Source organism: Marinobacter salsuginis (assembly GCF_009617755.1).
Classification (GTDB): Bacteria; Pseudomonadota; Gammaproteobacteria; order Pseudomonadales; family Oleiphilaceae; genus Marinobacter; species Marinobacter salsuginis.
In genome coordinates this window covers 89,773-112,013 of the sequence record NZ_BGZH01000003.1, presented here as the reverse complement: position 1 = coordinate 112,013, position 22,241 = coordinate 89,773, and the positions used below count along the sequence as shown (strand labels likewise).

19 protein-coding genes are annotated in these 22,241 nt (G+C 56.8%); 7 read left to right on the top strand and 12 right to left on the bottom strand.

Going from position 1 to position 22,241, the window contains the following annotated elements; translation table 11 throughout:
* Nucleotides 1-81 precede the first annotated feature (81 nt).
* Nucleotides 82-726: a molecular chaperone DnaJ gene (locus GJU83_RS14675; RefSeq protein ID WP_069185272.1), complete on the top strand. Its 645-nt coding sequence runs from the start codon at nucleotides 82-84 to the stop codon at nucleotides 724-726.
* 14 nt (nucleotides 727-740) lie between these two features.
* Here GJU83_RS14675 and GJU83_RS14670 read toward each other — a convergent pair whose 3' ends face one another.
* The 4 genes from GJU83_RS14670 to GJU83_RS14655 all read right to left on the bottom strand — a co-directional run bounded on the left by GJU83_RS14670 (nucleotide 741) and on the right by GJU83_RS14655 (nucleotide 4,991).
* Nucleotides 741-1,736, bottom strand: a complete 996-nt coding sequence (locus GJU83_RS14670) for a bile acid:sodium symporter family protein (RefSeq protein ID WP_069185271.1) — start codon at nucleotides 1,734-1,736, stop codon at nucleotides 741-743.
* A 3-nt stretch (nucleotides 1,737-1,739) separates the two neighbouring features.
* Nucleotides 1,740-2,417, bottom strand: coding sequence for a FadR/GntR family transcriptional regulator (locus GJU83_RS14665; protein WP_069185270.1), 678 nt, complete (start codon nucleotides 2,415-2,417; stop codon nucleotides 1,740-1,742).
* An 81-nt stretch (nucleotides 2,418-2,498) separates the two neighbouring features.
* Entirely contained in the window at nucleotides 2,499-3,989 is a 1,491-nt protein-coding gene (locus GJU83_RS14660; protein WP_069185269.1) for a flavin-containing monooxygenase, read from the bottom strand.
* Nucleotides 3,990-4,079: 90 nt separating this feature from the next.
* Complete coding sequence (locus tag GJU83_RS14655; RefSeq protein ID WP_069185268.1) at nucleotides 4,080-4,991, bottom strand: LysR family transcriptional regulator; 912 nt, start codon at nucleotides 4,989-4,991, stop codon at nucleotides 4,080-4,082.
* A 100-nt stretch (nucleotides 4,992-5,091) separates the two neighbouring features.
* Between GJU83_RS14655 and GJU83_RS14650 the strand changes: the two genes are divergently transcribed.
* Together GJU83_RS14650 and GJU83_RS14645 are read left to right on the top strand one after the other, a co-directional pair.
* Nucleotides 5,092-6,711, top strand: a complete 1,620-nt coding sequence (locus tag GJU83_RS14650; protein ID WP_153634630.1) for an NADH-quinone oxidoreductase subunit L — start codon at nucleotides 5,092-5,094, stop codon at nucleotides 6,709-6,711.
* Nucleotides 6,708-9,161, top strand: a complete 2,454-nt coding sequence (locus tag GJU83_RS14645) for a YbcC family protein (protein ID WP_153634629.1) — start codon at nucleotides 6,708-6,710, stop codon at nucleotides 9,159-9,161. The genes GJU83_RS14650 and GJU83_RS14645 overlap by 4 nt, the downstream gene beginning before the upstream one ends.
* Nucleotides 9,162-9,198: 37 nt before the next feature.
* Here GJU83_RS14645 and GJU83_RS14640 read toward each other — a convergent pair whose 3' ends face one another.
* Complete coding sequence (locus GJU83_RS14640; protein ID WP_069185266.1) at nucleotides 9,199-9,468, bottom strand: YebG family protein; 270 nt, start codon at nucleotides 9,466-9,468, stop codon at nucleotides 9,199-9,201.
* 245 nt (nucleotides 9,469-9,713) lie between these two features.
* On the opposite strand from GJU83_RS14640, the gene GJU83_RS14635 reads away from it, so the two are divergent.
* Nucleotides 9,714-11,234, top strand: a complete 1,521-nt coding sequence (locus tag GJU83_RS14635) for a CHASE domain-containing protein (RefSeq protein ID WP_069185265.1) — start codon at nucleotides 9,714-9,716, stop codon at nucleotides 11,232-11,234.
* Nucleotide 11,235: 1 nt separating this feature from the next.
* Here the strand turns inward: GJU83_RS14635 and GJU83_RS14630 are convergent, their stop codons facing one another.
* Complete coding sequence (locus GJU83_RS14630) at nucleotides 11,236-12,204, bottom strand: beta-ketoacyl-ACP synthase III (RefSeq protein ID WP_069185264.1); 969 nt, start codon at nucleotides 12,202-12,204, stop codon at nucleotides 11,236-11,238.
* Between the two features lie 167 nt (nucleotides 12,205-12,371).
* Here GJU83_RS14630 and GJU83_RS14625 point away from each other — a divergent pair, with 167 nt between their 5' ends.
* From GJU83_RS14625 to GJU83_RS14620, 3 genes are all read left to right on the top strand, one after another.
* A complete protein-coding gene (locus GJU83_RS14625) occupies nucleotides 12,372-12,623 on the top strand; it encodes an HP1242/YdcH family protein (RefSeq protein ID WP_069185263.1) in 252 nt (83 codons plus the stop codon).
* A gap of 168 nt (nucleotides 12,624-12,791) precedes the next feature.
* Nucleotides 12,792-12,944, top strand: a complete 153-nt coding sequence (locus GJU83_RS18980) for a DUF1127 domain-containing protein (RefSeq protein WP_167352733.1) — start codon at nucleotides 12,792-12,794, stop codon at nucleotides 12,942-12,944.
* Nucleotides 12,945-13,178: 234 nt separating this feature from the next.
* Entirely contained in the window at nucleotides 13,179-13,430 is a 252-nt protein-coding gene (locus tag GJU83_RS14620) for a hypothetical protein (protein WP_069185262.1), read from the top strand.
* Nucleotides 13,431-13,433: 3 nt separating this feature from the next.
* Here the strand turns inward: GJU83_RS14620 and GJU83_RS14615 are convergent, their stop codons facing one another.
* The 6 genes from GJU83_RS14615 to GJU83_RS14590 all read right to left on the bottom strand — a co-directional run bounded on the left by GJU83_RS14615 (nucleotide 13,434) and on the right by GJU83_RS14590 (nucleotide 22,241).
* Nucleotides 13,434-14,294 (bottom strand): peptidoglycan-binding domain-containing protein, encoded by an 861-nt coding sequence (locus tag GJU83_RS14615; protein WP_228715194.1) that lies wholly within the window; start codon nucleotides 14,292-14,294, stop codon nucleotides 13,434-13,436.
* A gap of 116 nt (nucleotides 14,295-14,410) precedes the next feature.
* Nucleotides 14,411-16,276, bottom strand: coding sequence for a methyl-accepting chemotaxis protein (locus GJU83_RS14610; protein WP_227514630.1), 1,866 nt, complete (start codon nucleotides 16,274-16,276; stop codon nucleotides 14,411-14,413).
* Nucleotides 16,277-16,534: 258 nt separating this feature from the next.
* Entirely contained in the window at nucleotides 16,535-17,500 is a 966-nt protein-coding gene (locus GJU83_RS14605) for an ABC transporter substrate-binding protein (protein WP_069185260.1), read from the bottom strand.
* 287 nt (nucleotides 17,501-17,787) lie between these two features.
* Nucleotides 17,788-19,626, bottom strand: coding sequence for a protein kinase domain-containing protein (locus GJU83_RS14600; RefSeq protein ID WP_069185259.1), 1,839 nt, complete (start codon nucleotides 19,624-19,626; stop codon nucleotides 17,788-17,790).
* 9 nt (nucleotides 19,627-19,635) lie between these two features.
* Nucleotides 19,636-21,237 carry a dihydrolipoyllysine-residue acetyltransferase gene (locus tag GJU83_RS14595; RefSeq protein WP_069185258.1) on the bottom strand — a complete coding sequence of 534 codons (1,602 nt, stop codon included), beginning with the start codon at nucleotides 21,235-21,237 and terminating at the stop codon, nucleotides 19,636-19,638.
* 26 nt (nucleotides 21,238-21,263) lie between these two features.
* The gene (locus GJU83_RS14590; protein WP_069185257.1) at nucleotides 21,264-22,241 is read right to left on the bottom strand and encodes an alpha-ketoacid dehydrogenase subunit beta; all 978 of its coding nucleotides are present in this window, start codon (nucleotides 22,239-22,241) and stop codon (nucleotides 21,264-21,266) included.

Here is a 22,241-nt window from a genome sequence, read left to right as displayed (position 1 = left end):
TCATTGGGTCCTATCGTAAGGGACTACAGACGTTTTGTCTCTCTTAAATGTAATGAATCTCGGCCCGGGAGTGGCAGCTGTATGAATTGTTGGGAAATCCTTGGAATTGAACCCACCGACGATCGTCGGAGAATCCAGGATGCGTATGAGCAACAGCTCAAATTTGCTTCGGAAAGCGAGGCAAAAAGCCTGGAGCAGGCGTTTCGGGAAGCGGTGGGTGATGCGCCAGCGCCGGCAACCCGGCCAGCCAACACTGCGCAGCCCGGCCAGCCGACTCATGAGGCAGAAGAGGCAAGTGAACGTCCCCTCGATGCCAATGATGGGCAGGTAGTTCGTGAGGTTGTTATTCAGATCAAGGCACTGCTCAATGACTCATCCAGAAGCAAGGATGCGGGTATCTGGCAAGCCATTCTTTGCGAGCCGCCGGCCGATCAGCCGCAATTGCGACGTGAAATCGGCCGGCAACTGGAGCCCCAGGTGCGACCAATGGCTGAAAACGGAACCTTTCCGGCCCCGGTTGCACAGTTTCTGGGGGAGTGGTTTGGCTGGTTCAGCATGGAGGAGGCTCCTGAGGTAGTCGACGAGCGCAACTACCCGGAACCCGGCATGGCAGAAGAGCAGGGTGACCAGCCTCCGCAGATGGTGAATTTCTGGCCGGCGGTTATTGGCTGGATAGTCGGCCTGGTGATCCTGGCCACGCTGTTTGGCGGAATGGGAGGCGGTTAATTCCGCCGTCCCGGTTAGCTGGTCTCGTTCGCGTTTGCCCGTTCAATTTTTTCCCGGTACTTCTGGGCCAGGATGGCTCCCACAATCACCTGTATCTGGTTGTAGCACATGATCGGTAACACGATCATGCCAAAACCGGGATGGCCCGAGAACAGAACTTTGGCCATCGGCAAGCCAGATGCCAGACTCTTCTTCGAGCCGCAGAACACCACCGCGGCTTCATCTTCCAGGCTGAAGCCAAATCGCCGCACCAGGAATTTCGCAAACACCATAAACAACAGCAGCAAGCCCAGGCACAGCGCGATGGCGAACAGAATGGCCTGGAGCGGCAGGTTCTCCCAGAGCCCACTTTCCACTGAATGCGAGAAGGCAGAGTAAACAATCAGCCAGATCACGCACTGGTCGTAGCGCGACATCAGCGTTTCGTTTCTGCCCAGGAACCCTCCGAGCCAGGGCCTTAGGGCGTGGCCCACGGCAAAGGGCAGCAGTAGTTGCAGGATAATGTCTTTGAGGGCCTCCGCAATGGAGAAATCCCCGCCACCGGATGTACTTACCAGCAGCAACAGCAGGAACGGCGTCAGCATCATGCCGAAGACATTGGAGGCGGCTGCGCTGCAGATGGCTGCGGGTACATTGCCCCTGGCCATTGCTGTGTAGGCGATGGAGGAAGAAACCGCCGACGGCAGCACGCCCAGGTAAAGGAATCCGAGCCCGAGATCCCTCGGCATCCAGGAAGGCGCAATGTCGCTGAGTCCGTTGATCGGCAGCACCGCCAGCGGAAAAAAGATGAACGTGAGCGAGGTGATCAGGATGTGCAGTCGCCAGTGAGTGGCACCGGCGATGATCTGTTCCCGAGAGAGTGCCGCGCCATGAAAGAAGAAGAGCAGAGCGACGGCAACGGTTCCGGCCGTTGCCAGGGCGTCCCCGGCCTGGCCGGTGGCCGGCAGGAACGTCGCCAGGACGATGGCACCGAGCAGCAGCAGGGTAAAGGTGTCGATCCGGAATTTCATGAATCAGGACTCCCTGTGCTTGAGTGCCTGCAGGCTTGGTTTAAGAAGCTCTCGGGCGAGTGTCTCGGCTTTGCTCTCATCCTGCCTTCTGACGGCGGCGAGCAGCAGTTCGTGGTCTTCCTGGGAGGGCTCCGGAAGATCCGTATCCGTCTCGGTCTGCTCTATGGTCTGGCTGACGGCGTGGGAGAAGTAATCGTACAGTTCTACCAGCGCGGAATTATGGGACGCGGCGACCAGGGCATGGTGGAAGGCTTCATCGTGGCGGATGCGGGCCTGAAGATTTTGTCCCGCCTTGGCGCGCGCATCCAGGGCCTTGGTCATCTGCTGCAGATCCCGGTCGGTTCGCCTCGCCGCGGCCAGTTTGGCGGCTTCCGTTTCCAGCATGATACGTACTTCGAGCTGGTCCGCCAGCTGGGTGCGGGCAATCCTCCGTAGGGTTTCCCCAGCGTCGCGAGTGGCGCGCACGTAGGTACCATCGCCCTGGCGGGTTTCCAGCATGCCTACATGCACAAGTACCCGAACTGCCTCCCGCACGGTATTTCGGCTGACTCCGAGGGAATCAGACAGCTCCGATTCCACGGGCAGGCGATCTCCCACCGACCAATCGCCTTTCTCGATTGCGTTTCTGAGGCTCTCTATTGCGGTTTCCACCAGCGAGCCTTTGCGGATACGTTCCAGCATGGTGTTTATCATCCCTCAACCCGATAACCCAATCATCCTATGAATTACGCCAGCCTTCAAGGAAATGTTGAAATCGGACACCTAGCCCGGGGGCTGCCCCGGGTAGAGAAACTGATAATCAGCGGTGTCTACGTGGCGGGTAGCGAACCGGTAGGTGAAGGTGAATCCCGGCCAGTTGACCGTATTTCGGCCGTTGGCGTCGAGATACCAGGACGTGCAGCCGGAGCTCCAGACCGTATCTTCCAGACCTTGCTGAACCACCTGGGTGAAGCGGTCCTGACGGTCCTGGCGCACATCCATGGCGGAGTGGGGGTATTTTTCCAGTGCTTCGAGACACTCCAGTACGTATCGGAACTGGGATTCCAGCATGTAAAGGATCGAGTTGTGGGCCAGATTGGTGTTGGGGCCATAGAGCATGAACATGTTGGGGAAGCCGCTTACGGTAATGCCTTTGAAGGCGGCGGCGCCATTCTGCCAGGCGTCGTTCAGGGTTTTTCCGTCACGGCCGGTTATCCGAATGGGCGAAAGAAACTCCGAGGCCCGGAAACCGGTACCGCAGATAATTGCATCTGCAGGATGGTGCTGACCTTCCCGGGTTATCACGCCGGTTTCGTTAACGCGCTCGATGGGGTCGGTAATCAGGTTCACGTTGGGCCGGTTGATGGCCGGATACCAGTCATTGGAAATCAGAATGCGCTTACAGCCGATCTTGTAGTCGGGAATGATCTTTTGCAGTTTGGCGGGGTCCGATACCCGCTTTCTCGCCTCACGTTTGGCCTGGTTGGCGTAATACTCCAGCAGGCCGCTGAATTTTGTGAACGCCAGGGCCCGGCTCTCGTTTTTCCAGTAAATCAGGTAACGATAAAAGCGGTCCCAGAGAGGCAGTTTCTGAAAAAGCGTCTGCTCCCAGCGCTTGAACGGTCGATCCGGTTTAGGCAGTACCCAGGCTGCGGAGCGCTGAAACAGGTCAAGCTGTTCAACCTTATGTGCAATCTCCGGGACAAACTGTATGGCGCTGGCGCCGGTACCAATAACGGCCACCCGTTTACCGGTCAGGTCGTAGTCATGATCCCACCGGGCCGAGTGGAACATCCTGCCCTGGAAGCGATCCAGGCCGTCGAGCTTTGGCCAGGCAGGTTGGTTCAACTGGCCGGTGGCGGTTATGAGTACGTCCGCGGTGAGTTGCTCGCCGTTAGCCAGTGTGACCGTCCACTGGTTTGAGTGATCGTCGAAGGTGGCTTCCTGTACTTCCGCTTGGAAACGGATATGATCGCCAAGCCGGTATTTCTCGACGCAGTGCTTCATGTAGCCGAGTATTTCCCCCTGCAACCCGAATTTCCGAGACCAGTCGTGCTTCGGTTCGAAGGAGTAGGAGTAGAAGTGCGACTGTACATCGCAGGCAGCGCCGGGGTAGGTGTTATCGCGCCAGGTACCGCCAACACGGTCGGCTTTTTCCAGCAGGGTCAGGTTGGTGAAGCCTGCCAGTTTCAGTTTGATGGCCATTCCCAGGCCACCGAAACCGGTGCCGATAATCAGAATGGACGGGTGTTCACGGCGACTGGCTTGGGTCATATTCAGGTGTCCGGCATTATTATTGTGGTCTTTCGAAGTCAGTATACGCATGTAACCACCCGGTAGGGATGACATTTCTCGCCACACGGGCTAGTCAGAATGACCAATCGGCGTGCGGCTCAGGAAACTGTCCTCGGTTTGAGACAGCAGTTCCCGAAGCGCCGGCGTCTCGAACTGGCGTCGGATACTGATGGCGTAGAATTCCTCGAAAACGCCGGGCAGAGCGCCGTAATCCGCCAGAGCACCGCTTCTCATTTCATCCCGCACGACCACCGGCGGCATGATGGCAAAGTGGCCGGTGTCCCGGGTCAGCAGTCGCATCAAGGCCATATCGTCCACTTCCGCGGCGATGCTCGGCCGCAGCCGGTGGTATTCGCACAGCTGATCAAAGGCCTGGCGTATGTTGTTGTCGGGCCCTGGAACGATCAGGCTCCTGCCGCGCAGCACGTCGACAAAATCGCCCTGAACATCCACCCCCCGGGGGCCGATGATGCTGACCGGTTGTTTCGCAATCAAACGCGACCGCCACGGATTCTGCTCGTCGCCGTGTACCGACTGGTTGGCAAGGATCAAATCCAGCCGATGGGCTGAAAGCCGCCGCAGCAATTCATCGATGTGACTGCTTTGCAAGCTGAGCTCCAGGTCCTCGCGATTAAGGAGGGGTTGGAGAAAACCCTCCTGGAAGTTCCGGGAAAGGGTAGCGACCGCCCCGATCCTCAGGATTTCCCGATTGGGCTGGGCGCCAGAGGCAAACAACGCTGTCAGTTCCTCACCCTGCCGGAATATCTCTTCTGCGTATGAAAACGCCATGCGGCCCGCTTCAGACAGCTTCAGGCGCCGCCCCTCACGGATAAAAAGGTCATGCCCCAGACTCTCCTCCAGCTTCCGGATCTGTCCGGACAGCGCGGACTGGGAAATATGCAGCGAGTCGGCGGCCCGGGTCAGATGGCCGGTTCGAGCGACCTTCCAGAAATAGTAGAGATGGTGGTAGTTGAGCTTCATGGCTTTTCGTTCTCAAAAAAAGAATGAAGTGATCAGTATAAACCATTTTTTATATGTGAATGGTCAAGGCAAAGTACTGGCAAACAGGAGGTTTGCTGATATGCACCCAATCGCTGAATCGTCATCGCTATTGATCCTCGCAATCTGGTTGCTGCTTCCGGTGAGTCTTTTCGTACTGGCAGGGTTGAGTGGCTGGCTGAAAAGTCCGCTGAAGCTGAACCACTGCTGGAGAGTGGCCGGATGGCTACTGGTGGCCTCTATGGCTGCGTCCCTGATGGTGGGCGGACTGCTGTTGTTGCAGGCCAGCGTTGGCGGAAACAGTAACACCCTGGCAAACCTCGGTAGTCGATACGGTCTCTACCCGGACGGTATTGCAGTCTGGATGGCGCTCATGGTGGCCTTTATCGGTTGGGTGATACTGCGGTTCGCGAACAACTACCTCAGCCAGGATCCCGGCCGCGACCGGTTTTTCCCCTGGTTTCTTGTCACCGTTGCTTCTGTCCTGATCCTGGTATTCACCAACCACCTGTTGATTCTTGCGGGCGCCTGGATTGGTGTCAGTCTGGCCTTGCATCATTTGCTGACCCTCTACCAGGACCGCCCCCAGGCCCGTATGGCGGCAGTGCAGAAGTTTATTGTCAGTCGGGTAGGCGATGCATTGGTCATCTCCGGAGTCGTGGCCCTGTATCTTCACTACGGCACCTTTTACCTCCCGGAAATGGTTCAGGCTGAGGCCGCCCGTGATGGCGGATCCACTGCCCTGACTGTGGCATCGGTTGTTCTGGCCCTGGCGGCAGTACTCAAGTGCGCCCAGATTCCTTTTCACGGTTGGCTTATCCGCGTGATGGAAGCGCCGACGCCGGTATCGGCGTTGCTTCACGCCGGTGTAATCAACCTTGGGGGGTTCCTCTGGCTGCGCCTGTTCCCCGTGTTTGACGGCTTCACGGCGGGCCACATGGTGTTGCTGGTCTTCGGTGGTATGACAGCGATCGTTGCGGTCCTGACCATGATGACGCAGTACTCCGTCAAGCATGCCCTGGCGTGGTCCACCTGCGCGCAGATGGGGTTCATGCTGTTTGAGATCGGTATGGGCGCTTACACCCTGGCTCTGCTGCATCTGCTGGCTCACTCGCTGTACAAGGCACACTCTTTCCTGGCTTCCGGTCGCACCGTGGCAGTATCTGCGGCAAATCCATTTCCGGAATCGTCGCCGGCCAGTCGGCTGTTTTGGGCCGGTTCTACCGGCCTGTTGGCCGCCGCTATCCTGGTTGTGGCTCCGTGGATCGTGGAGAACAACCCGGTATTCGGAGCTTTGTTGGTGTTGGCGGTCTCCGCGGCTGCCATGGGTATTCCGGCCGGAGCGACCTCTGCGGTAAAGCTGAGGCTTGCAGGCCTGGCTGTGCTGCTGGTTCCCCTGTACTCGCTGCTGCACTTCCTGGTTGGCCCGGCAGTGCCTGTGCACGAGGGCTTTGTTATCCCCATTGCAGCCTGGTCGGTTGCGTCTGCAATGGTCGCGGTGTTGGCCGTCTTTTCTTTGATGATCGTATTCGGGGCCCGTTTTCCGGCAACCCGAACGCTGTGTGTCCATTTCCGTCAGGGGCTTTATCTCGAGTTGCCGTTTGACCGGCTGACGCATTACCTGGCGGCGGAAGCCCTCAAGGTGCCTGCCATGTTTCACCGTGTTCCCCACCATCCGTTCAGACTGGAGGAGAGATCATGAGTGGCGTCAGCGAGTCGGTCCCGGATCTGGGTGCAATGACGGATGACTGGCAAAAGCCCTTCCGGCAGGCATGCGAGCTTATCGCTCCAGTCTGGCCCCTGGACCAGTGGATTGCGGTGAATCCGTTCTGGGGGCTGCGGCACCTGCCGGCTTCGCGGGCTGACCAGGTGCTCGGCGAGCGCGGCGGATTCAGCATGCTTATGCCAACAGAGTTCTATCGGGAGGCCTGGCAAGGTGGTCGGATCCGGCGGGAGGATTTGCAGGCAAGCATCGCCGAACGGGGCGATGTGCAGAGCACAGCATGGTATCTGGATTGGCTTGGTCGGGCACCTTCCACAAGAGCACCCCTGAAAAGCTCCATACTCGATACCTACAGGTTGGCAAGCGGCGACGATCAGGGTGGTTTGGCCGACACGGCCTGTAATCAGGTGTCGCGTGTGTGTGGCGCCTTCTTCGATCAGCGGCAGGGGCGCTGGTCAGCTGTTGACGATAGCCCCGAGACGGGTCTTTTCCAGTTCTGGCTGGAGTCCGCCCGCAGCGACCTTTCCCTCGATTTCAGTACCGGCCTCAAAGGCGCAAGGGCCTTCTTCAAAAGCGTGCCAGACAAGATGGACCAAGCCATTTCTGACGCCCTGAATCGGATCGGTGTCTTCGGGGAAGAGCTTGAGGCCCTGTGCCACAGCCTGTTGCTGAAGGTGAACGGCTGGGCGTCCTGGTGCCGGGGTGAGGATTGGCGGGCCGGCCTTGAGGGCCGCTCATCGGATCGGTGCGCGGAGATACTGGCCATCATGCTGGTATGGGAATCCGCCGGTGTTGCCTTCGCAACAACGGCCCAGAAAGACGAGTGGCAGAGGCAGAGAGCACGGGCGCGTCGCAACGGAGACCACGACATTCGCACGAGGCTCTGGGTCTGGCAACGTGCCTTTGAAATCGGCTATCAACGCACTCTCTGGAGCGCGCTCGCGGCTGGTCACGAGAAGCAACCAGCATCCGATCACGAAAGCGAAAGACCGGACGCCCAGGCCGTATTCTGTATTGACGTCCGCTCTGAAGTCATGCGCCGCCACCTGGAGGAGGTTTATCCCGGGGTTCAGACCCTCGGCTTTGCCGGGTTCTTCGGAATGCCAATTGACCACCAGCAGCACGGACCGTTCGCGCCGGCTCGCCGTTTGCCGGGTCTGTTGCCCGCCTCGTACCGGTTGATCGATACCAGGGGCAGCTTGCGCGAGGATTTGGCAGAAAACCGCTCCCTGGATCAGAGAGAAATTGCCCGGGAATCGGTGAGGAAGGCGAAATACACCAGCCTGTCGACCTTCACGCTGGTCGAAACGACCGGTCTGGCCTGGGCCTGGAAGCTGCTGAAGGACTCGTTGAAAAAAGGCCATAGAGCGAAAGATGAAAAAGCCGTCGAGGGCCGGTTGGTGCACAGTCTTGGCGGGGACCCCCTGTCGGATCCCCAAAAGGTTGCGCTGGTCGCAAATATGCTCCGTGGCATGTCTCTGACCAACGGTTTTGCACCTTTGCTGGCGCTGGTTGGCCATGGAAGTCATACCGACAACAACCCGAACCAGGCCGGGCTGGAGTGTGGTGCCTGCGGTGGGCAGAGTGGTGGCGTCAACGCGCGGCTGGCGGCGCGCCTGTTGAACGACCCACAGGTTCGGGCAGGCTTGGCAGACGAGGGCATCAGGATCCCGGACTTTACGTGGGTGGTGGCTGCCGAGCATTGCACGGCGACGGATAAAGTAACGATTGCCGATCGCCACCTGATTCCGGATTCCCATGTACAGAGGCTGGCGGATCTCGAAGCGGGGTTTGCAGGGGCTGGCGTTCGCGTGCGGAAGGAGCGGGCCACACCATTGAAACTGAATGGTCTGGACGATGCGAACCTCGAGGAGGCCATGGAAACCCGAACCCGGGATTGGTCTGAGGTGCGCCCGGAGTGGGGCCTGGCCAATAACGCGGCCATCATATTTGCCAAACGAAACAAAACCCGGGGGTGCGACCTGTCGGGGCGGGTATTCCTGCATGACTATGACCCGGCTCAAGACGCTGATGGTGCTCTCCTTGAATCTCTACTGGCGGCACCCATGGTGGTCGCCAACTGGATCAACCTCCAGTATTTCGCGTCCGTTACCGTTCCCGAGGTTTACGGTGCCGGTAATAAGCTACTGCATTCGGTGGTTGGGGGTAACGTGGGTGTGGTCGAAGGCAACGGCGCGCATTTGAGAATCGGTCTGCCGTTACAGTCTGTGCACGACGGCACCTATTGGCGTCATGAACCGGTCCGTCTGACGGTTCTTATTGATGCACCAGCGGATCGAATCGAATCGGTATTGCATCGCCAGCGGGATGTAGCCGCGCTGGTGGATAACCAGTGGGTCAGTCTGCACCGAATGGCTGACCAGGGAATCGTGCGCTATGACAATGGCAGATGGATAGAAGTTGGGTGAAAATAGGGCGGCAAATTACTGCCGCCCTTGAAGTTTTTTACTGATCCGCGTTCAGAAGCTCTGGCTTTTTGAGGGCCTTCTGGAACAGTTCTTTATCCTCGGCGATGGCCATGGCGCAGCGTTCGGCCAGGTCGTCACCCAGCCCCTCGACCTTGCGGCCCAGGAATACCTGAATTTCTTCGGCCAACTCGAGCACTTTGTCTCGTGCGTCGGCTTCGGCTTTTGAAGTGAACAGCATCGTCTCAGGATTTTTCAGTGCCATATCCAGGCCGTCCCTATCAGAAAAGTAGACTGCTTGTACTGCCATGGTTTTTCCTCGCAGTGGGATTGCTTATTACTGTATAAAAATACAGTTTAACCGAATGGCCTTTCGGGTGCCAATCTCATTCAGGAACGCTTCACTGCTTATTTACATTCCCTCACATCCCGGGAATGCCGGGATACGTAAAAGCTATCTGAGCAAGTGTTTTTGCAGGCTTTTGGTACCAATTCCAGCGACTCGAGAGGATGTTCAGATTGTCCGCAGCAGGTTACCCGAAAAGACGAATATTTGTGCCAGCCGCAGTCGCTTTTACCGTAGGCGTGGTCATCAGTCTTGCCCTTGGAAGACTGTTCTATATCGAGGAATCGAAAGCCGTTGAGCTCGAGTTCAAGGCGGACATAGATCAACTTTCCGATAGCATTGAACGCGAGGTTTTGTTGAACCTCGAGATTCTCTATGCGCTGAAGTCAGCCGTGGGAATCATGCCTGAAATGACCCGGGCCCGTTTCGAGACACTTACGAGGAACGTCCTCGATCGATCCCCGGCCATCCAGGCGTTTGCCTGGGCGCCTGTGCTCGAGCAGGAACAACTTAGCGAGTTCTCTCGCAAGCAGGGCGAGGCTTTCCGGAACTTCACTGTTCGCGAGGCAGGATCGGACGGGCTGGTTCCAGTGAGGCAGAGAGCTCTGTACGTTCCAGTTCAATTCATTGAGCCGCTCTCTGATAACCGCGCGGCGCTTGGATTTGATCTTGCCAGTGAAGGCTCCCGCTTCGAGGCGCTTGACCGGGCAAAGGCGACCGGCGAAATGGTGGCGACGGCCGGTATCCGTCTGGTTCAGGAACCGGAGAATCAGCAAGGGTTTCTGGTATTCGCGCCGCTATATAGAGTCAAGTCGGGGGCCACGGCGGCGGAAGATGACTTTGAAGTTCATCATTTCGGCTTTATCAATGGTGTCTTTCGGGTTGGAGAGCTGGTTGAGCAGGCTGTCGGAAGTGAGCTTGGAAGCGATCTTCTGTTGGAAGTGATTGATCGAACGGGGGGAGATGAGAAGCTGCTTTTCAGATCCGGGGATCCAACTTCCGAATCATGGCAGCACGATAATCGATACCGGGCGGGAGAGTTTGAGATTGCGGGTCGTCAGTGGACCGTTGAAGCGGTTCCGTCTGCTCGCTTGATTCGCGAAAAACGCGGTATGCTGCCGGTGTTTGTAGCCTCTTCCGGCATTGTTCTTGTGTGCGTTGTTGTCGGGTATTTCCTGGCAGGTGCCAGACGAAACCTGGCGTTGACGGATGCAAAGGCTCAGTTGGAGCAGATTTCACTTACGGATGCCCTGACAGGGCTCGCTAATCGGCGACATTTCGATACCGTGCTTGAGCGAGAGGTCAGGCGGGCGGGGCGAGACGGTACCCGGTTGTCTTTGATCATGATCGATATCGATTTTTTCAAAGAATACAACGATGAATATGGTCACCCGGCAGGCGATGCTTGTCTGAAAGAGGTCGCGAGCATTCTGAGAGATATGGCAAAGAGGCCCGGGGACCTGGTCGCACGGTATGGCGGTGAGGAATTCGCAATCATCTTGCCGGACACTGCCGATCCCGGGGTGATTGCGGAGTCCTGTCGAAAAGGGGTTCTTGAACGGGCAATGCCCCACGAGCTGTCTTCAGTTGCAGAGTACGTAACCATCAGCCTTGGCCTAACCACAACGGGCGTGGCAACGGAGGTCACGCCCGAGGGGCTGGTCGATAGAGCCGATTCAGCCCTTTATGAAGCCAAGGAATCGGGGCGCAACCGGGTGTGCGTAGGCTGACTCAGTATCTCAGCAACGCTGAGCCCCAGGTGAAGCCGCCGCCGAACGCTTCCAGCAGCAGTACTTCATTGCGCTTGATGCGACCGTCTCTTACCGCTACATCAAGGGCCAGGGGAATGGATGCAGCTGAGGTGTTACCGTGCTCATTGACGGTGACGACCACCTGGTCCATGGACATGTTCAGTTTCCTTGCCGTCGCCGAGATAATGCGGAGGTTGGCCTGGTGGGGGACCAGCCAGTCGATTTCTGATTTCTGCATCTGGTTGGCGGCCAGGGTTTCGTCAACGATCTTCCCGAGGGTGTTGACCGCCACCTTGAACACTTCGTTGCCTTTCATCTCAACGAATGCGCGTCCGGCTTTTACCTGATCGTAGTTGTCCGAAATACCACAGGGTACGTGCAGCAGATCTTCATACTGACCATCCGCGTGGATGTGGGTAGACAGGATGCCGGTTTCCTCATCGGCCTCCAGGATCACGGCGCCGGCGCCATCACCGAATAAAACACAGGTTCCCCGGTCGTCCCAGTCAATGATGCGGGAAAACACCTCAGCGCCGATAACCAGCGCTTTTTTGCTGCTTCCGGTCTTGATGAATTTGTCGGCGGTTGCGAGGGCGTAGACAAACCCGCTACATACGGCCTGAATGTCGAAGGCAGGGCAGCCATGGATTCCCAGGCGGGCCTGCAGGATGCAGGCGGAGCTCGGAAAGATCTTGTCTGGCGTGGAGGTGGCAAACACGATCAGGTCAATGTCTTCAGCCTTGATGCCTGCCGCGTCAATGGCATTCTTTGCAGCCTGCTCGGCAAGGTCTACCGTGGTCTGGCCTTCGATCGCGATGTGCCGCCTTTCAATGCCCGTGCGCTCGCGAATCCACTGGTCGGTGGTGTCGACCATTTTCTCGAGGTCTTTATTGGTAACAATGTTGTCAGGCAGGTAAGAACCGGTGCCGGTAATTCGTGCAAAGGTCATTCGCAAGTGTCCCGAGGCGTAACTGGATAACGTTCTGACATGCTATACCCATGCAACGTCGTGCGTAATTAGCGATTTGTCAAAGACGCCCAGAAACTGGCACGCTCGTCTATGCTGAAGGTGATCAGCTTTGATCAACACTCTGCAAACAAAAGGAGCGTATAACGATGGGCATTTCCAGCCACGAGCTTCACGTAGAATTCCCCCAGTACAAAGACCTTATCCAGGAACTCAAGAGCAATGACCTGAAGTTCAGTGAAAAGCTTCAGGAGTACACGCATCTTGATCACGAAATTGAAGGGCTGGAAAAGAGGGACTCTCCCATTGGCGACGACAAATTGCACCGCATGAAGCAGAAGCGGGCACAGCTCAAGGACGACCTTTACCAGGTGCTGATTTCAAACGCCAAGGCGTCGTGAAACTGCAATTAAAATGACACCATTCTGAAACGCTAAAATGCCGGGAGCCCCTGTTTATAGGGGTTTCCAAGTATTCAGAAAACTCCTTGGCAAGCCTAGAATAGGATCCTAATTAAACAAGGTCCCGGTTTTACCGACCGAATTCTGGGTTGACTAAGGAGTAATAAAATGAAAAGAGCTGCTTCTCTTTACAAAGGCTGGCGGATGAAGCGCAACTTTGTCCATTTGGTAATGACAATGGATCGCCGTTTGCTGAACGATGTGGGATTTTCCCCGGAGCTCGTTGAACAGAAATTGAGCACCCCGTTCTGGAAATTCTGATCGGTAGACGCGATCGAGTGTGGATAAGGTAACCTTCTGAGTTGGTTGAAAAATAACCGGCTCGGAAGGTTACATGTTGTCACAATAATGAAATATGCCCTTGTTCTTAAAGTATTTTTATCTCGAAAAAGTCTAAGAAAATTGATCTGAATCTGTATTCTCTATTATCGGATCAGCTTATAGTTACGCTACCTCCAGAACCAGACCGGTTCACCCCGAAAGGAGAGCTTGACGATGATCCAGGAATTCCTTCAAAGCACCTTACCTCTAGACTCTTCCGTAAGCCTCAGACGTTCTGACACAGATCCCGACAAAGAAATGGCCAGGGCCCACAGTGAAGCCTTTGAAATCGTTTCAGATGACGGTGAAACCGTCGGCTTTGTGAAAGCCTGGGAAGATGACCCCAGCTTTCGTGGTTATGTCCATTTCGACTCTGAAGGCAACGTGATCGACTGGAAAGTCTTCAAAGACCGGTTGCAGAGCTGAGGCTCACACCAGCCAACCGAAAAAGAAGTCGAACAACTTGCTGAAAAAGCCGCCCCCGGTGCTCTGAGGTTTCTCGGCAGCCGTGGGTGTTGATGCGGTGGTCTCTTCCTCGATTGGCTGGGCTTTCCTGGTATCGGTTGCTTCCTGCTCGGCGTATCCCGCGCTGGTTGGTTCCGTAGGGAGCTGGGCCAGCACCGGGTCTGGTTCTTCGTTGACTTCCGGTGTTGTTACTTCGGCGACCACAGGTTCCGGCGTGGGGTCTGGCGTTGGGGCTTGGGGTTCTGAGGACGCCTTTTCCTCAATCGTAACTTCAGGTTGTTTTGAAGTATCCGCAGTAGATACCTGTTTTTCCTGCGTTTTAATGTCAGGTGAGGGTGTCTGGGCAACCTGCTCGGAAGGAGTTCGAGTGGGTGTCGCCACAGGTTGAGGCGCAGGCTCCGGCTCCGGCTCTGGCTCTGGCTTCGGTTCAGCTCTGGCAACGGCAGGAGAATCGGGTGCCGGCTCGGGCAGGGACAAACCAAGCTTTGCCATTGATGCCTTTCGACTGCCGACCGAATTTGCCGCGATGGTTGCGCTCGAAGTTTTGGCCACGCCGAGTGCTTCCAGTGTTGCTGCATCCAGGTTGCCGTTGGTTTGCAGCCCATTCTTATCTTGATAGGCGCGTATGGCAGTTCGGAGTTGTTCATCGATCCAACCATCCGCGCGTCCGACATCATGGCCGGCCCCGTAAAGCGCATTCTCTGCGGCGAAAATAACTTTCTCGGGTTCGGCGGCTTGGGCCGTGCCAAGGCAGGCAGCCGCTGTCAGTATGGCGAGGGCAGGGCTGCGTACGCCTGCCTTCCGGGATGATTGAGAGCGCGTCATGGCGGGATACCTCCGGGCGGTCCATTTCCGGTTACATTGTGTAACTTGAAGCCCCAAGGTATCAGGTAATTATGGACGCGCTCGTGAAGTGGTTAACATCTGCAACCATTGTCCGCTCAGGATTCGCTGGCGCGGAAGCGTCTCACCAGAGTGTTCAACTCATCAGCCATGGTGGCCAGCGATTGGCTTGAATGGTTTACCTGGGAGATATCCCCGGCGAGTTCTTCAATGGCACTACTGCTTATCTCCACATTTTGAGTCATCTCGGATGCCGTGGCTCTCTGCTGTTCGGTGGCGCTGGCTATCTGGGTTGTCATTTCGACGATGCTGTTTACCGCGGCCAGAATATCGGTCAGTGCTTCGCCGGACTTGCTCGCCTCCTCGCTGGCTTCTTCGGCCATCTGCTTGGCCTTGCTCATGTCTACAACTGCACCGGCTGCGCCACTTTGAAGTTGTGACACAATGCGCTCGATATCGACGGTTGATTCCTGCACCCGTTTGGCCAGCCCGCGGACCTCGTCGGCAACCACGGCAAAACCCCGTCCTGCCTCGCCGGCACGGGCCGCTTCGATAGCTGCGTTCAAGGCCAGAAGGTTGGTCTGTTCTGCAATGCTCTGAATCACCGCAAGCACATTGCCAATCTCGGCTGACTCGTTTTCCAGCTGCTGGATGCGCGTCGAACCTTTTTCTACCTGATTGGCAAGGTTAGTGACTGCTCTGATGGCAGAGCCAACGGTTTCCTGGCCGGAATCGGCAAGAGATGCTGCCTTGCGGGCGGATTCGTCAGTTTCGCTGGTGTTCGAAGCGATTTCTTCAGAGGTCGAGACCATTTCCTGCATGGCGGCAGACACCTGAGTGATCTGATCGCGCTGCTGTTCAGAGTTGGCGGTCGTGCGCTCCGTGATGCCGGAGAGGGATTCCGACTCACCTGTGAGTTGGCGCGAAGCCCTCACGATTTGTGAGATTGTCTTCTCGAGGGTTTCCAGGAAGGTGTTGACGGCACCAATGAAGTCACCGATTTCGTCCGGGCGACCCGGGGTCAGCCTGGTGGACAAGTCGCCGTTATTGTTGGCGATGTCGTCGAGATAACCGAGGATTTCGGTTTTGGCACGTTTGACGCTGACACCCATCATCCGACTCATCAGCACAGCGACGATCAGGCCAAGCACCAACGACACAAAGAACGCAATCAGCGTGAACCTTAGGGCGAGGTCGGTCTCGGCACTGGCGACGTCAGCCTCTACTTCCAGCGAGTCAAATATTGTGGACTCCAGTTCTCTGGCCATTCGGGCAATTTCTGGACCCAGCACATCCAGTTTGTCTTTCTTGACGCTGACCACAATGCTTTGCTGGTCCAGCATCTTCTCGACCGCCGCCTGGTAGTTGGCCAGTTCTTCAACGACGGTGTCCATATAGACCTGAACAAAGTCAGGACCATCTTCGGGTTCCAGCAGCTCCAGCGCATCGGCCAGGTCTTCGATTGCCCAGCCGAGGGCTTTCTGGGAGTCCTCGTCGCCGTTGGACAGGTAACGCTGGGCGGTCAATTGCATGACCATGGCATCGTTGAGGAGCTGCTCAAGGCCGGCCCGAAGATCGCTCTCGGGTTCCCGGTTGGCAACGCCGTTAAGGGCCATTCTTAAAGCCTTGGTGGCGTTTGGACCGTGAACGTCCAGTTCGTCCTTTATGATCGACAGAACCTGGCGTTTTGCCGGAACCAGCTCGTTCCTGAAGGCGCTGATGTACTCACCGGTGCTGCTGTTGATACGGTCCACCAATTTGGCGGCATCTGGGTCCTGTATATTCTCCTGGGCCCTGGCCATCACTTCATTGAATTCCCCCTCCAGCTCATCGAAATAGCTGAGTGTTTCTTCATCGCCGGTGGAGAAATAATCGAACACCCGAAGCCGCATCCGATAAACACTGATAACCGACTCTGTGCCAATCGCCGTATCCGGCGCCAGGTCTCGGGCGACCTTATTCATGCGTTGGTCCAGTTGCTGAAATTCGGAAACGCTGAAAAACGTCACTGAAGCGAACAGCGCGAGGATAAAAACCGGCGCAATCAGTAGCTTGCCGGGGACACCTAATTTCCGTTCTACAGATTCGAGGAAAGAGGAAGCCAAAATACTACCCTTTTATCGGATTGTTTTAATGGTTAACGGCAAGGCCGATCAAACCTGAAGTGTTACGTTCGGTTGGTTAGATCGGCGCATTGGTTGTGCAAGATTCTTGACCGGACCCTAGTCAACAAAATTGGCCTGACTGGCAATCATGGGCGACAGCTGCAGATTCCAGTGATCAAGGCCGCTTTCGCTGTAGACATAATGGCCACTGATGGATTTAAGTTGCGGTATCTGGTCTGGTCTCATGCCATTGAGGATCAGCGATGCCAGTCTTGCTGCGGTGAGGCCTTCCTGATGAGCGGATATGGTAAAACCGCCAATGCTCTGTTCCTGCCCAACAAAGATATCCCAGAAGGAGAAAAGCGGAAGCTGAGCGCTGTAGTAGGCCTCTTTGAGCAGTTCATAAGGAGTAGCGTAGTTGCCGTCCTTGTCCCGGATGGTGTGGTGGGTTCCCAGAACCACGGCGTCATAGCGCTCATGAGCGTTTACCACCGATTTCAGCCAGGTATCCCGGTCGTTGGTCAGAACGATATCCAGGTCCGAGCCGTAAACAGTGGCCTGGCGTTTGTCACCGAAATATTCGTTCACTGCATTGCGCATGGTGGGTGAGTCATCCATCAGCACCAGGAAGCGATCCCTCTGCCGAAGGACTTTTCGCAGATGCCGGATACTGTCGGCGAAGAAGGGGCGTTCCAGTATTCCGGTAACCAGAGGGTGCTCAAGGGTAGGGTGCTGAACCGGGCCACCATTCACTCCCAAAAATACCACCGGAATCTCGCGCTGCACCAGATGCTCCGCCATCAGTGAAAATGCATTGTCATCACCCAGGATGGCCACATCCGGCTTGATCTCGGCGATCTTGCCCTGAATCTCAGCCACCTTGTCTGGCCATTCGGGCTTGGGCAGGCGTTTGGTGTCCAGTTCAAAGACCTTTATGTCGTGGTCCTTCCCAAGAACCGAACGGACAGCCTCAATGTAATCGGCATCCCATTTGTATTCGATGTGATAGCTTTGAACGATAACGACGGTTTTGGCAAAACACAGGGGGCTGACCAGCAACAGAGCCAGGAGGAGAAATCGCATAGTTGTTCCTTATTGTTATCCGAGCAAACGTGAAAAACAGTCTTTCTTAACGATTTGTTCTTCAGGCAGTTTTTATCGTTATATCCGGTTCTGATACAGGAACCATGCCAGTTGCCAAGTCATTGTTTTTACGTGTTTTCAGGAGCCTTGAGCGGTTTCGTTCACTGATTTTGGAAATGAAGTGTCCTGTGGCTGGGACATCTCGGGAGTTTCCTGATTGAAATTGTCGGCTTTACCGGACAAAGCGTCCGAAACAGCGGACAAAACGGATGGGATCGGCCTGGCGTCTAAGCGTGCTCGGACCTGGGGTTGCGCGGGTAATACCGGTCGGGCAAACGCTCGATATGCGGGAAAAAGCGCGTGTCCTTGTAGGGCATCTTCATATATCCGGAAACTCCGAGCCCGGTGATCTGTTCGACAGCGGAAAGAATTTCATCCAATAGCCGAGTAAACTCCGCTTCCCGGTCGGGATCCAGCAGCCGGTAGTGGCTGTGAATCTTTAGATGCCGGGGCAGGGCTTCGAAGATAATCATGCCGGTGTGGTGGATGTCGTTCAGGGCCTCCAAAGCGTGGATTATGATATCAGGCAGAACCAGAAACTCCTCCGGATCGGGGCCGTCCTCGAAGTAGGAATGCACGCGGCTTTCATCCTCCACCTCCGGCGCAGCGCTGACCTCGTAATGCAGTTTCATTCCCGGTGACAGGAGAAAGGGTTGATCCGGCTCGTCACGGTCGATGTGCAGAGTGTTCCGGGCGTTAAACAGGCAGCTTTTGAAAATACCTTGTCGGTAAATGGCCTGGGCGAGGTAAACCATGTTGTTGACCGCCTGAACAAATGCTGACTTCAGTGCCGGATCGTGCAAGTTCAGCGACGTGTCGATGTAGATTCCATCGGTTTCCCAACGCACGGCCAGACCACCTTCCACCGGATAGCGCCCCAGGCGGCTGACGGCCGCCAGAAAGGCTTTCTCGGTTTCGCCCATGCCCTGCATGAAGTTCTTGTAGTAGCGGTCGAGCTGAACGTCGTTAACGTCGTTGAGGGTTTCCGGCGCTCCCTCTTCCCGGAGGAAGGATTTGCGGGAACTGTAAACCACGGTGTCGATTTCCTGGTCCGAGGCTCGAACCCAAACCGGTACCTGGGCCGCGACCGGCTTTTCGGGCAGATCGATCATCACCGTGCGAGCCATCCGCGGCATTTCCCTGAGGTAGTAATCACCGGCTTTGCGCCGCGTGTCAGGATCCGGCGACAGCATGCCATCGAGCATCCTGGCAAATTCCATGGGCAGCCCCAGAGAGGTAGCCGGGATCGCCCGGTGACCAAAACGGCAGGATTGCGCCGAAGCGAGGGCATAGAGCGTGCCGGCCGCACCCTGTTCGTCAAACCGCGGCGAAGACAGGCCGCCGTTGAGCTGTTCCTCACCAATAAAATAGACATCGCCTAGCCGCGCGTTGGTTTGCTGCAGGTTGTCGGACATCAGCTCCATCACGTTGGCGGTAATGAACTGCTGGTTAGCGTCCAGCTGGGCAAACACCGAGGAGCCCCAGTCAATTAGCGCGATGTTTTCGGTACTGGCGTCGAACACCAGATTGGAGGGCTTGATATCACCGTGAACGATCGGTCTTCCGGCAGGGCCGTTTTCCCGGCGCAGGTTGCGCAGGATGTCGGCAAGCTGGTCGGCAATGCGGATAATGAGTCGTGGCTTCAGGCGGCCATCACGCAGGGATACCTCTTCCAGATTCAACCCGGCAGCCCGTTCCATTACCAGAATCGGTTGGTTATTGGCTCGCTGGTAGGAAATCAGCCGCGGCACCCTGGGGTGACGGACCTGCTCAAGAATGTACGCTTCGTCTTCAAGCCGGTCCTGCAGATGTCTGGGCAGGTTGATGCGGGTGAATTTGAACACATGTTCCGGGCCGCCGATGGCCGTGCCCGGCAGGCGGCCGGCAAAGACAAAGCCGTAAGCGCCCTTACCAATCAATTCGATGTCCTGATAGCCGAGTTGGCGGAGCTGGGCGGCGCAAAGCGCCACCCAGTCCTTGAGCTTCTTGGCATCATCATGGCTGAGCAGATAGATCGACTGCTCTTCGGGGATGTAGAACTGCTGCAGTTGAGTCTTCTGCGCCATGATAAACCGTCAGCCCATGTGCAGCAGCATGGTTTGGGGCGATTCCAGGTAGCCTTTCCAGCGATTGCAGAAGCGGGCGATGGTGCCGCCGTCGATAATGCGATGATCGCCGGCCCAGCTCACCGTCATGATGGCCCGTTCCACCACCTGGCCGTTGGCGTCAAACCGGGGCAGTTTCTGGGTGCGTCCCAGGGCCACAATAGCCACTTCGGGTGCATTGATAATGGGTGCGGCGTAGGTGCCACCCAGTGCGCCAATGTTGGAGATGGTGATGGTGCCGCCCTTGAGGTCTTCCTGGCTGACTCGGCCGGATCGGGCCGCATCGGTCAGGCGCGCTACCTCGTCGGCAATCCCCAACAACGAGAGGCTTTCCACGCCTTTGATGTTCGGCACCGTCAGGCCCGCTTTGCCATCCACCGCCATACCGATATTGCACTGGGGCAGGTAGTGAATCTCCGTGACGTCATCGTTGAGCTGGCTGTTGAGCACCGGGAATTCCTGGATCGCCAGGGCCATGGCCTTCATGAAGAAGGGCATGAGCGTCAGTCTCGAACCCCGTGCTTCTGCCTCCGGTTTCAGTTGTTCCCGTAGCTTGAGCAGATCGGTGACATCAATATCCTCGCTGTAGATAAAGTGAGGAATGGTGGTGGCCGATTTGACCATGCTTTTCGCCATCGCAGCTTTGATGCCGCGGATAGGTTCGACTCGTACTTCCTGTTCGCCGACAGGTGCCCTGCGGGAACTCCCAGTTTTGGGAGTTTGAGTTTCCTCGGCGGGGCTTGGAGCCTGTTCCTGCCTGGGACCTTCCTCGATATGGGCCAGTACATCGGCTTTCAGGACACGACCATCCTTGCCCGATCCCTCGATATCCGAGAGGTTGAGCTCGTGCTCCCGAACCAAGCGACGGACAGCCGGGCTGGCCGGAATACGCTGTCGGCTCGCCGTAGCAACCGGTGAGGCCGTTGCGGTTGAGAGTTGCGCAGCGGGCTCCGGTTTGGCTCTGGACTCATCCGGCTCTTCCCGGTCACGGGGAATGAACGCGAACAGGGGCGCATGAACTTTGGCCATCGCCTGCTGTTGGTGATAAAGCTTGGTTACCCGCCCGGCTTTGGGAGCAGTAATTTCGACCATGGCCTTGTCGGTCATAACGTCCACGACAGGCTGGTCTTCCTCAATCTCATCACCTTCGGCGACGCGCCATTCCACCACCTCGCACTCGACAATCCCTTCGCCGATATCCGGCAGGATAAAGTCCTCGGTGGCATTATCTCCGGACTCGGTGTCGGAGGTAGATTGCTTTTCAGCCGCGGGGGCAGCAGCCTTTGGCTCCGCAGGCTCTGGAGAGCTGGCAGCCGGTGCTTGGCGACCACTTTCGCTCTCATCCACCAGTTCAAACAGCGGGGCATGAACCTTGGCGATATCGCCTTCCTTATAGTAAAGGCGTGTTACCCGGCCCTTGTAGGGCGCCGGAATTTCCACCAGGGCCTTGTCAGTCATTACCTCGGCGACCGGCTGATCTTCTTCGATCAAATCGCCTTCACTGACCAGCCATTTGACCAGTTCACATTCCACGATACCTTCGCCGATATCGGGCAGAATAAAATCACTCATAGTCGCTCTCCTGTCCTGATATCAGCTTAGAATTCAACGCTCGCCCTGATGGCCTCGTAGACCTTCAGGTGATTGGGCAGGTGCTCTTTTTCCAGCACCAGCGGGAACGGGGTGTCCATCCCGGTTACCCGAGCGATCGGAGATTCCAGATACAGGAAACAGCGCTCCTGAATCGTGGCAGCGATTTCACCGGCGAAGCCGCCGGTCAGGGGAGCTTCGTGGGTGACCACCAGCCTTCCGGTCTTGAACACGGAGTTGGCCACGGTTTCCACATCCCAGGGCAAGATGGTCCTCAGGTCGATGACCTCACAGGAAATACCATCCTTCTCGGCCCGTTCTACGGCCTGATCGATAACTTCCATCTGGGCGCCCCAGCCCAGAACCGTCACATCCGTGCCTTCCTTGGTGACTTCGGCTTCACCCAGGGGCAGGCGGTAGTCCTCGTCGGGTACTTCACCCACCGAGGCCCGGTAAAGCCGCTTGGGCTCGAAGAACAGGGTCGGGTTGGGATCGTGGATAGCGGCCAGCAATAGCCCTTTGGCCTGATGCGGGTTGCGTGGTACCACGATTTTCAGGCCCGGCGTGTGGGCAAAGTAGGCCTCCGGTGACTGGGAGTGGTACAGGCCGCCGGCAATGCCGCCGCCGTAGGGGGCGCGAATGGTTAACCCGCCCACGTTGAACAGGTTGCCCGAGCGGTAGCGGAACTTGGCGGATTCGTTCACGATCTGATCAAACGCCGGGAAGATGTAGTCGGCGAACTGGATCTCGGCTACGGGAACAGAGCCCTGTGCCGCCAGACCGTTGGCAAACCCGATGATGCCTTGCTCTACCAGGGGCGTGTTGAAGCAACGGGCCTTGCCGTACTTCTGTTGCAGGTTGCTGGTGGCACGGAAAACGCCGCCAAAGACACCCACGTCCTCACCGAAACACAGTACTCGCTCGTCTTCCGCCATGGCGGTGTCCAGGGCGTTGTTGATGGCCTGGAGCATATTCATCTTCGTCAT

What these genes read in the sequence shown, in the direction of transcription:
- GJU83_RS14620 (WP_069185262.1), top strand. Translation starts at nt 13,179, where the DNA reads ATGATCCAGGAATTCCTTCAAAGCACCTTACCTCTAGACTCTTCCGTA.
- GJU83_RS14640 (WP_069185266.1), bottom strand. Translation starts at nt 9,468, where the DNA reads ATGGCAGTACAAGCAGTCTACTTTTCTGATAGGGACGGCCTGGATATG.
- GJU83_RS14615 (WP_228715194.1), bottom strand. Translation starts at nt 14,294, where the DNA reads ATGACGCGCTCTCAATCATCCCGGAAGGCAGGCGTACGCAGCCCTGCC.
- GJU83_RS14625 (WP_069185263.1), top strand. Translation starts at nt 12,372, where the DNA reads ATGGGCATTTCCAGCCACGAGCTTCACGTAGAATTCCCCCAGTACAAA.
- GJU83_RS14630 (WP_069185264.1), bottom strand. Translation starts at nt 12,204, where the DNA reads ATGACCTTTGCACGAATTACCGGCACCGGTTCTTACCTGCCTGACAAC.
- GJU83_RS14645 (WP_153634629.1), top strand. Translation starts at nt 6,708, where the DNA reads ATGAGTGGCGTCAGCGAGTCGGTCCCGGATCTGGGTGCAATGACGGAT.
- GJU83_RS14675 (WP_069185272.1), top strand. Translation starts at nt 82, where the DNA reads ATGAATTGTTGGGAAATCCTTGGAATTGAACCCACCGACGATCGTCGG.
- GJU83_RS14665 (WP_069185270.1), bottom strand. Translation starts at nt 2,417, where the DNA reads ATGCTGGAACGTATCCGCAAAGGCTCGCTGGTGGAAACCGCAATAGAG.
- GJU83_RS14660 (WP_069185269.1), bottom strand. Translation starts at nt 3,989, where the DNA reads ATGACCCAAGCCAGTCGCCGTGAACACCCGTCCATTCTGATTATCGGC.
- GJU83_RS14605 (WP_069185260.1), bottom strand. Translation starts at nt 17,500, where the DNA reads ATGCGATTTCTCCTCCTGGCTCTGTTGCTGGTCAGCCCCCTGTGTTTT.
- GJU83_RS14600 (WP_069185259.1), bottom strand. Translation starts at nt 19,626, where the DNA reads ATGGCGCAGAAGACTCAACTGCAGCAGTTCTACATCCCCGAAGAGCAG.
- GJU83_RS14595 (WP_069185258.1), bottom strand. Translation starts at nt 21,237, where the DNA reads ATGAGTGATTTTATTCTGCCCGATATCGGCGAAGGTATCGTGGAATGT.
- GJU83_RS14650 (WP_153634630.1), top strand. Translation starts at nt 5,092, where the DNA reads ATGCACCCAATCGCTGAATCGTCATCGCTATTGATCCTCGCAATCTGG.
- GJU83_RS18980 (WP_167352733.1), top strand. Translation starts at nt 12,792, where the DNA reads ATGAAAAGAGCTGCTTCTCTTTACAAAGGCTGGCGGATGAAGCGCAAC.
- GJU83_RS14590 (WP_069185257.1), bottom strand. Translation starts at nt 22,241, where the DNA reads ATGACGAAGATGAATATGCTCCAGGCCATCAACAACGCCCTGGACACC.
- GJU83_RS14655 (WP_069185268.1), bottom strand. Translation starts at nt 4,991, where the DNA reads ATGAAGCTCAACTACCACCATCTCTACTATTTCTGGAAGGTCGCTCGA.
- GJU83_RS14670 (WP_069185271.1), bottom strand. Translation starts at nt 1,736, where the DNA reads ATGAAATTCCGGATCGACACCTTTACCCTGCTGCTGCTCGGTGCCATC.
- GJU83_RS14610 (WP_227514630.1), bottom strand. Translation starts at nt 16,276, where the DNA reads ATGAATAAGGTCGCCCGAGACCTGGCGCCGGATACGGCGATTGGCACA.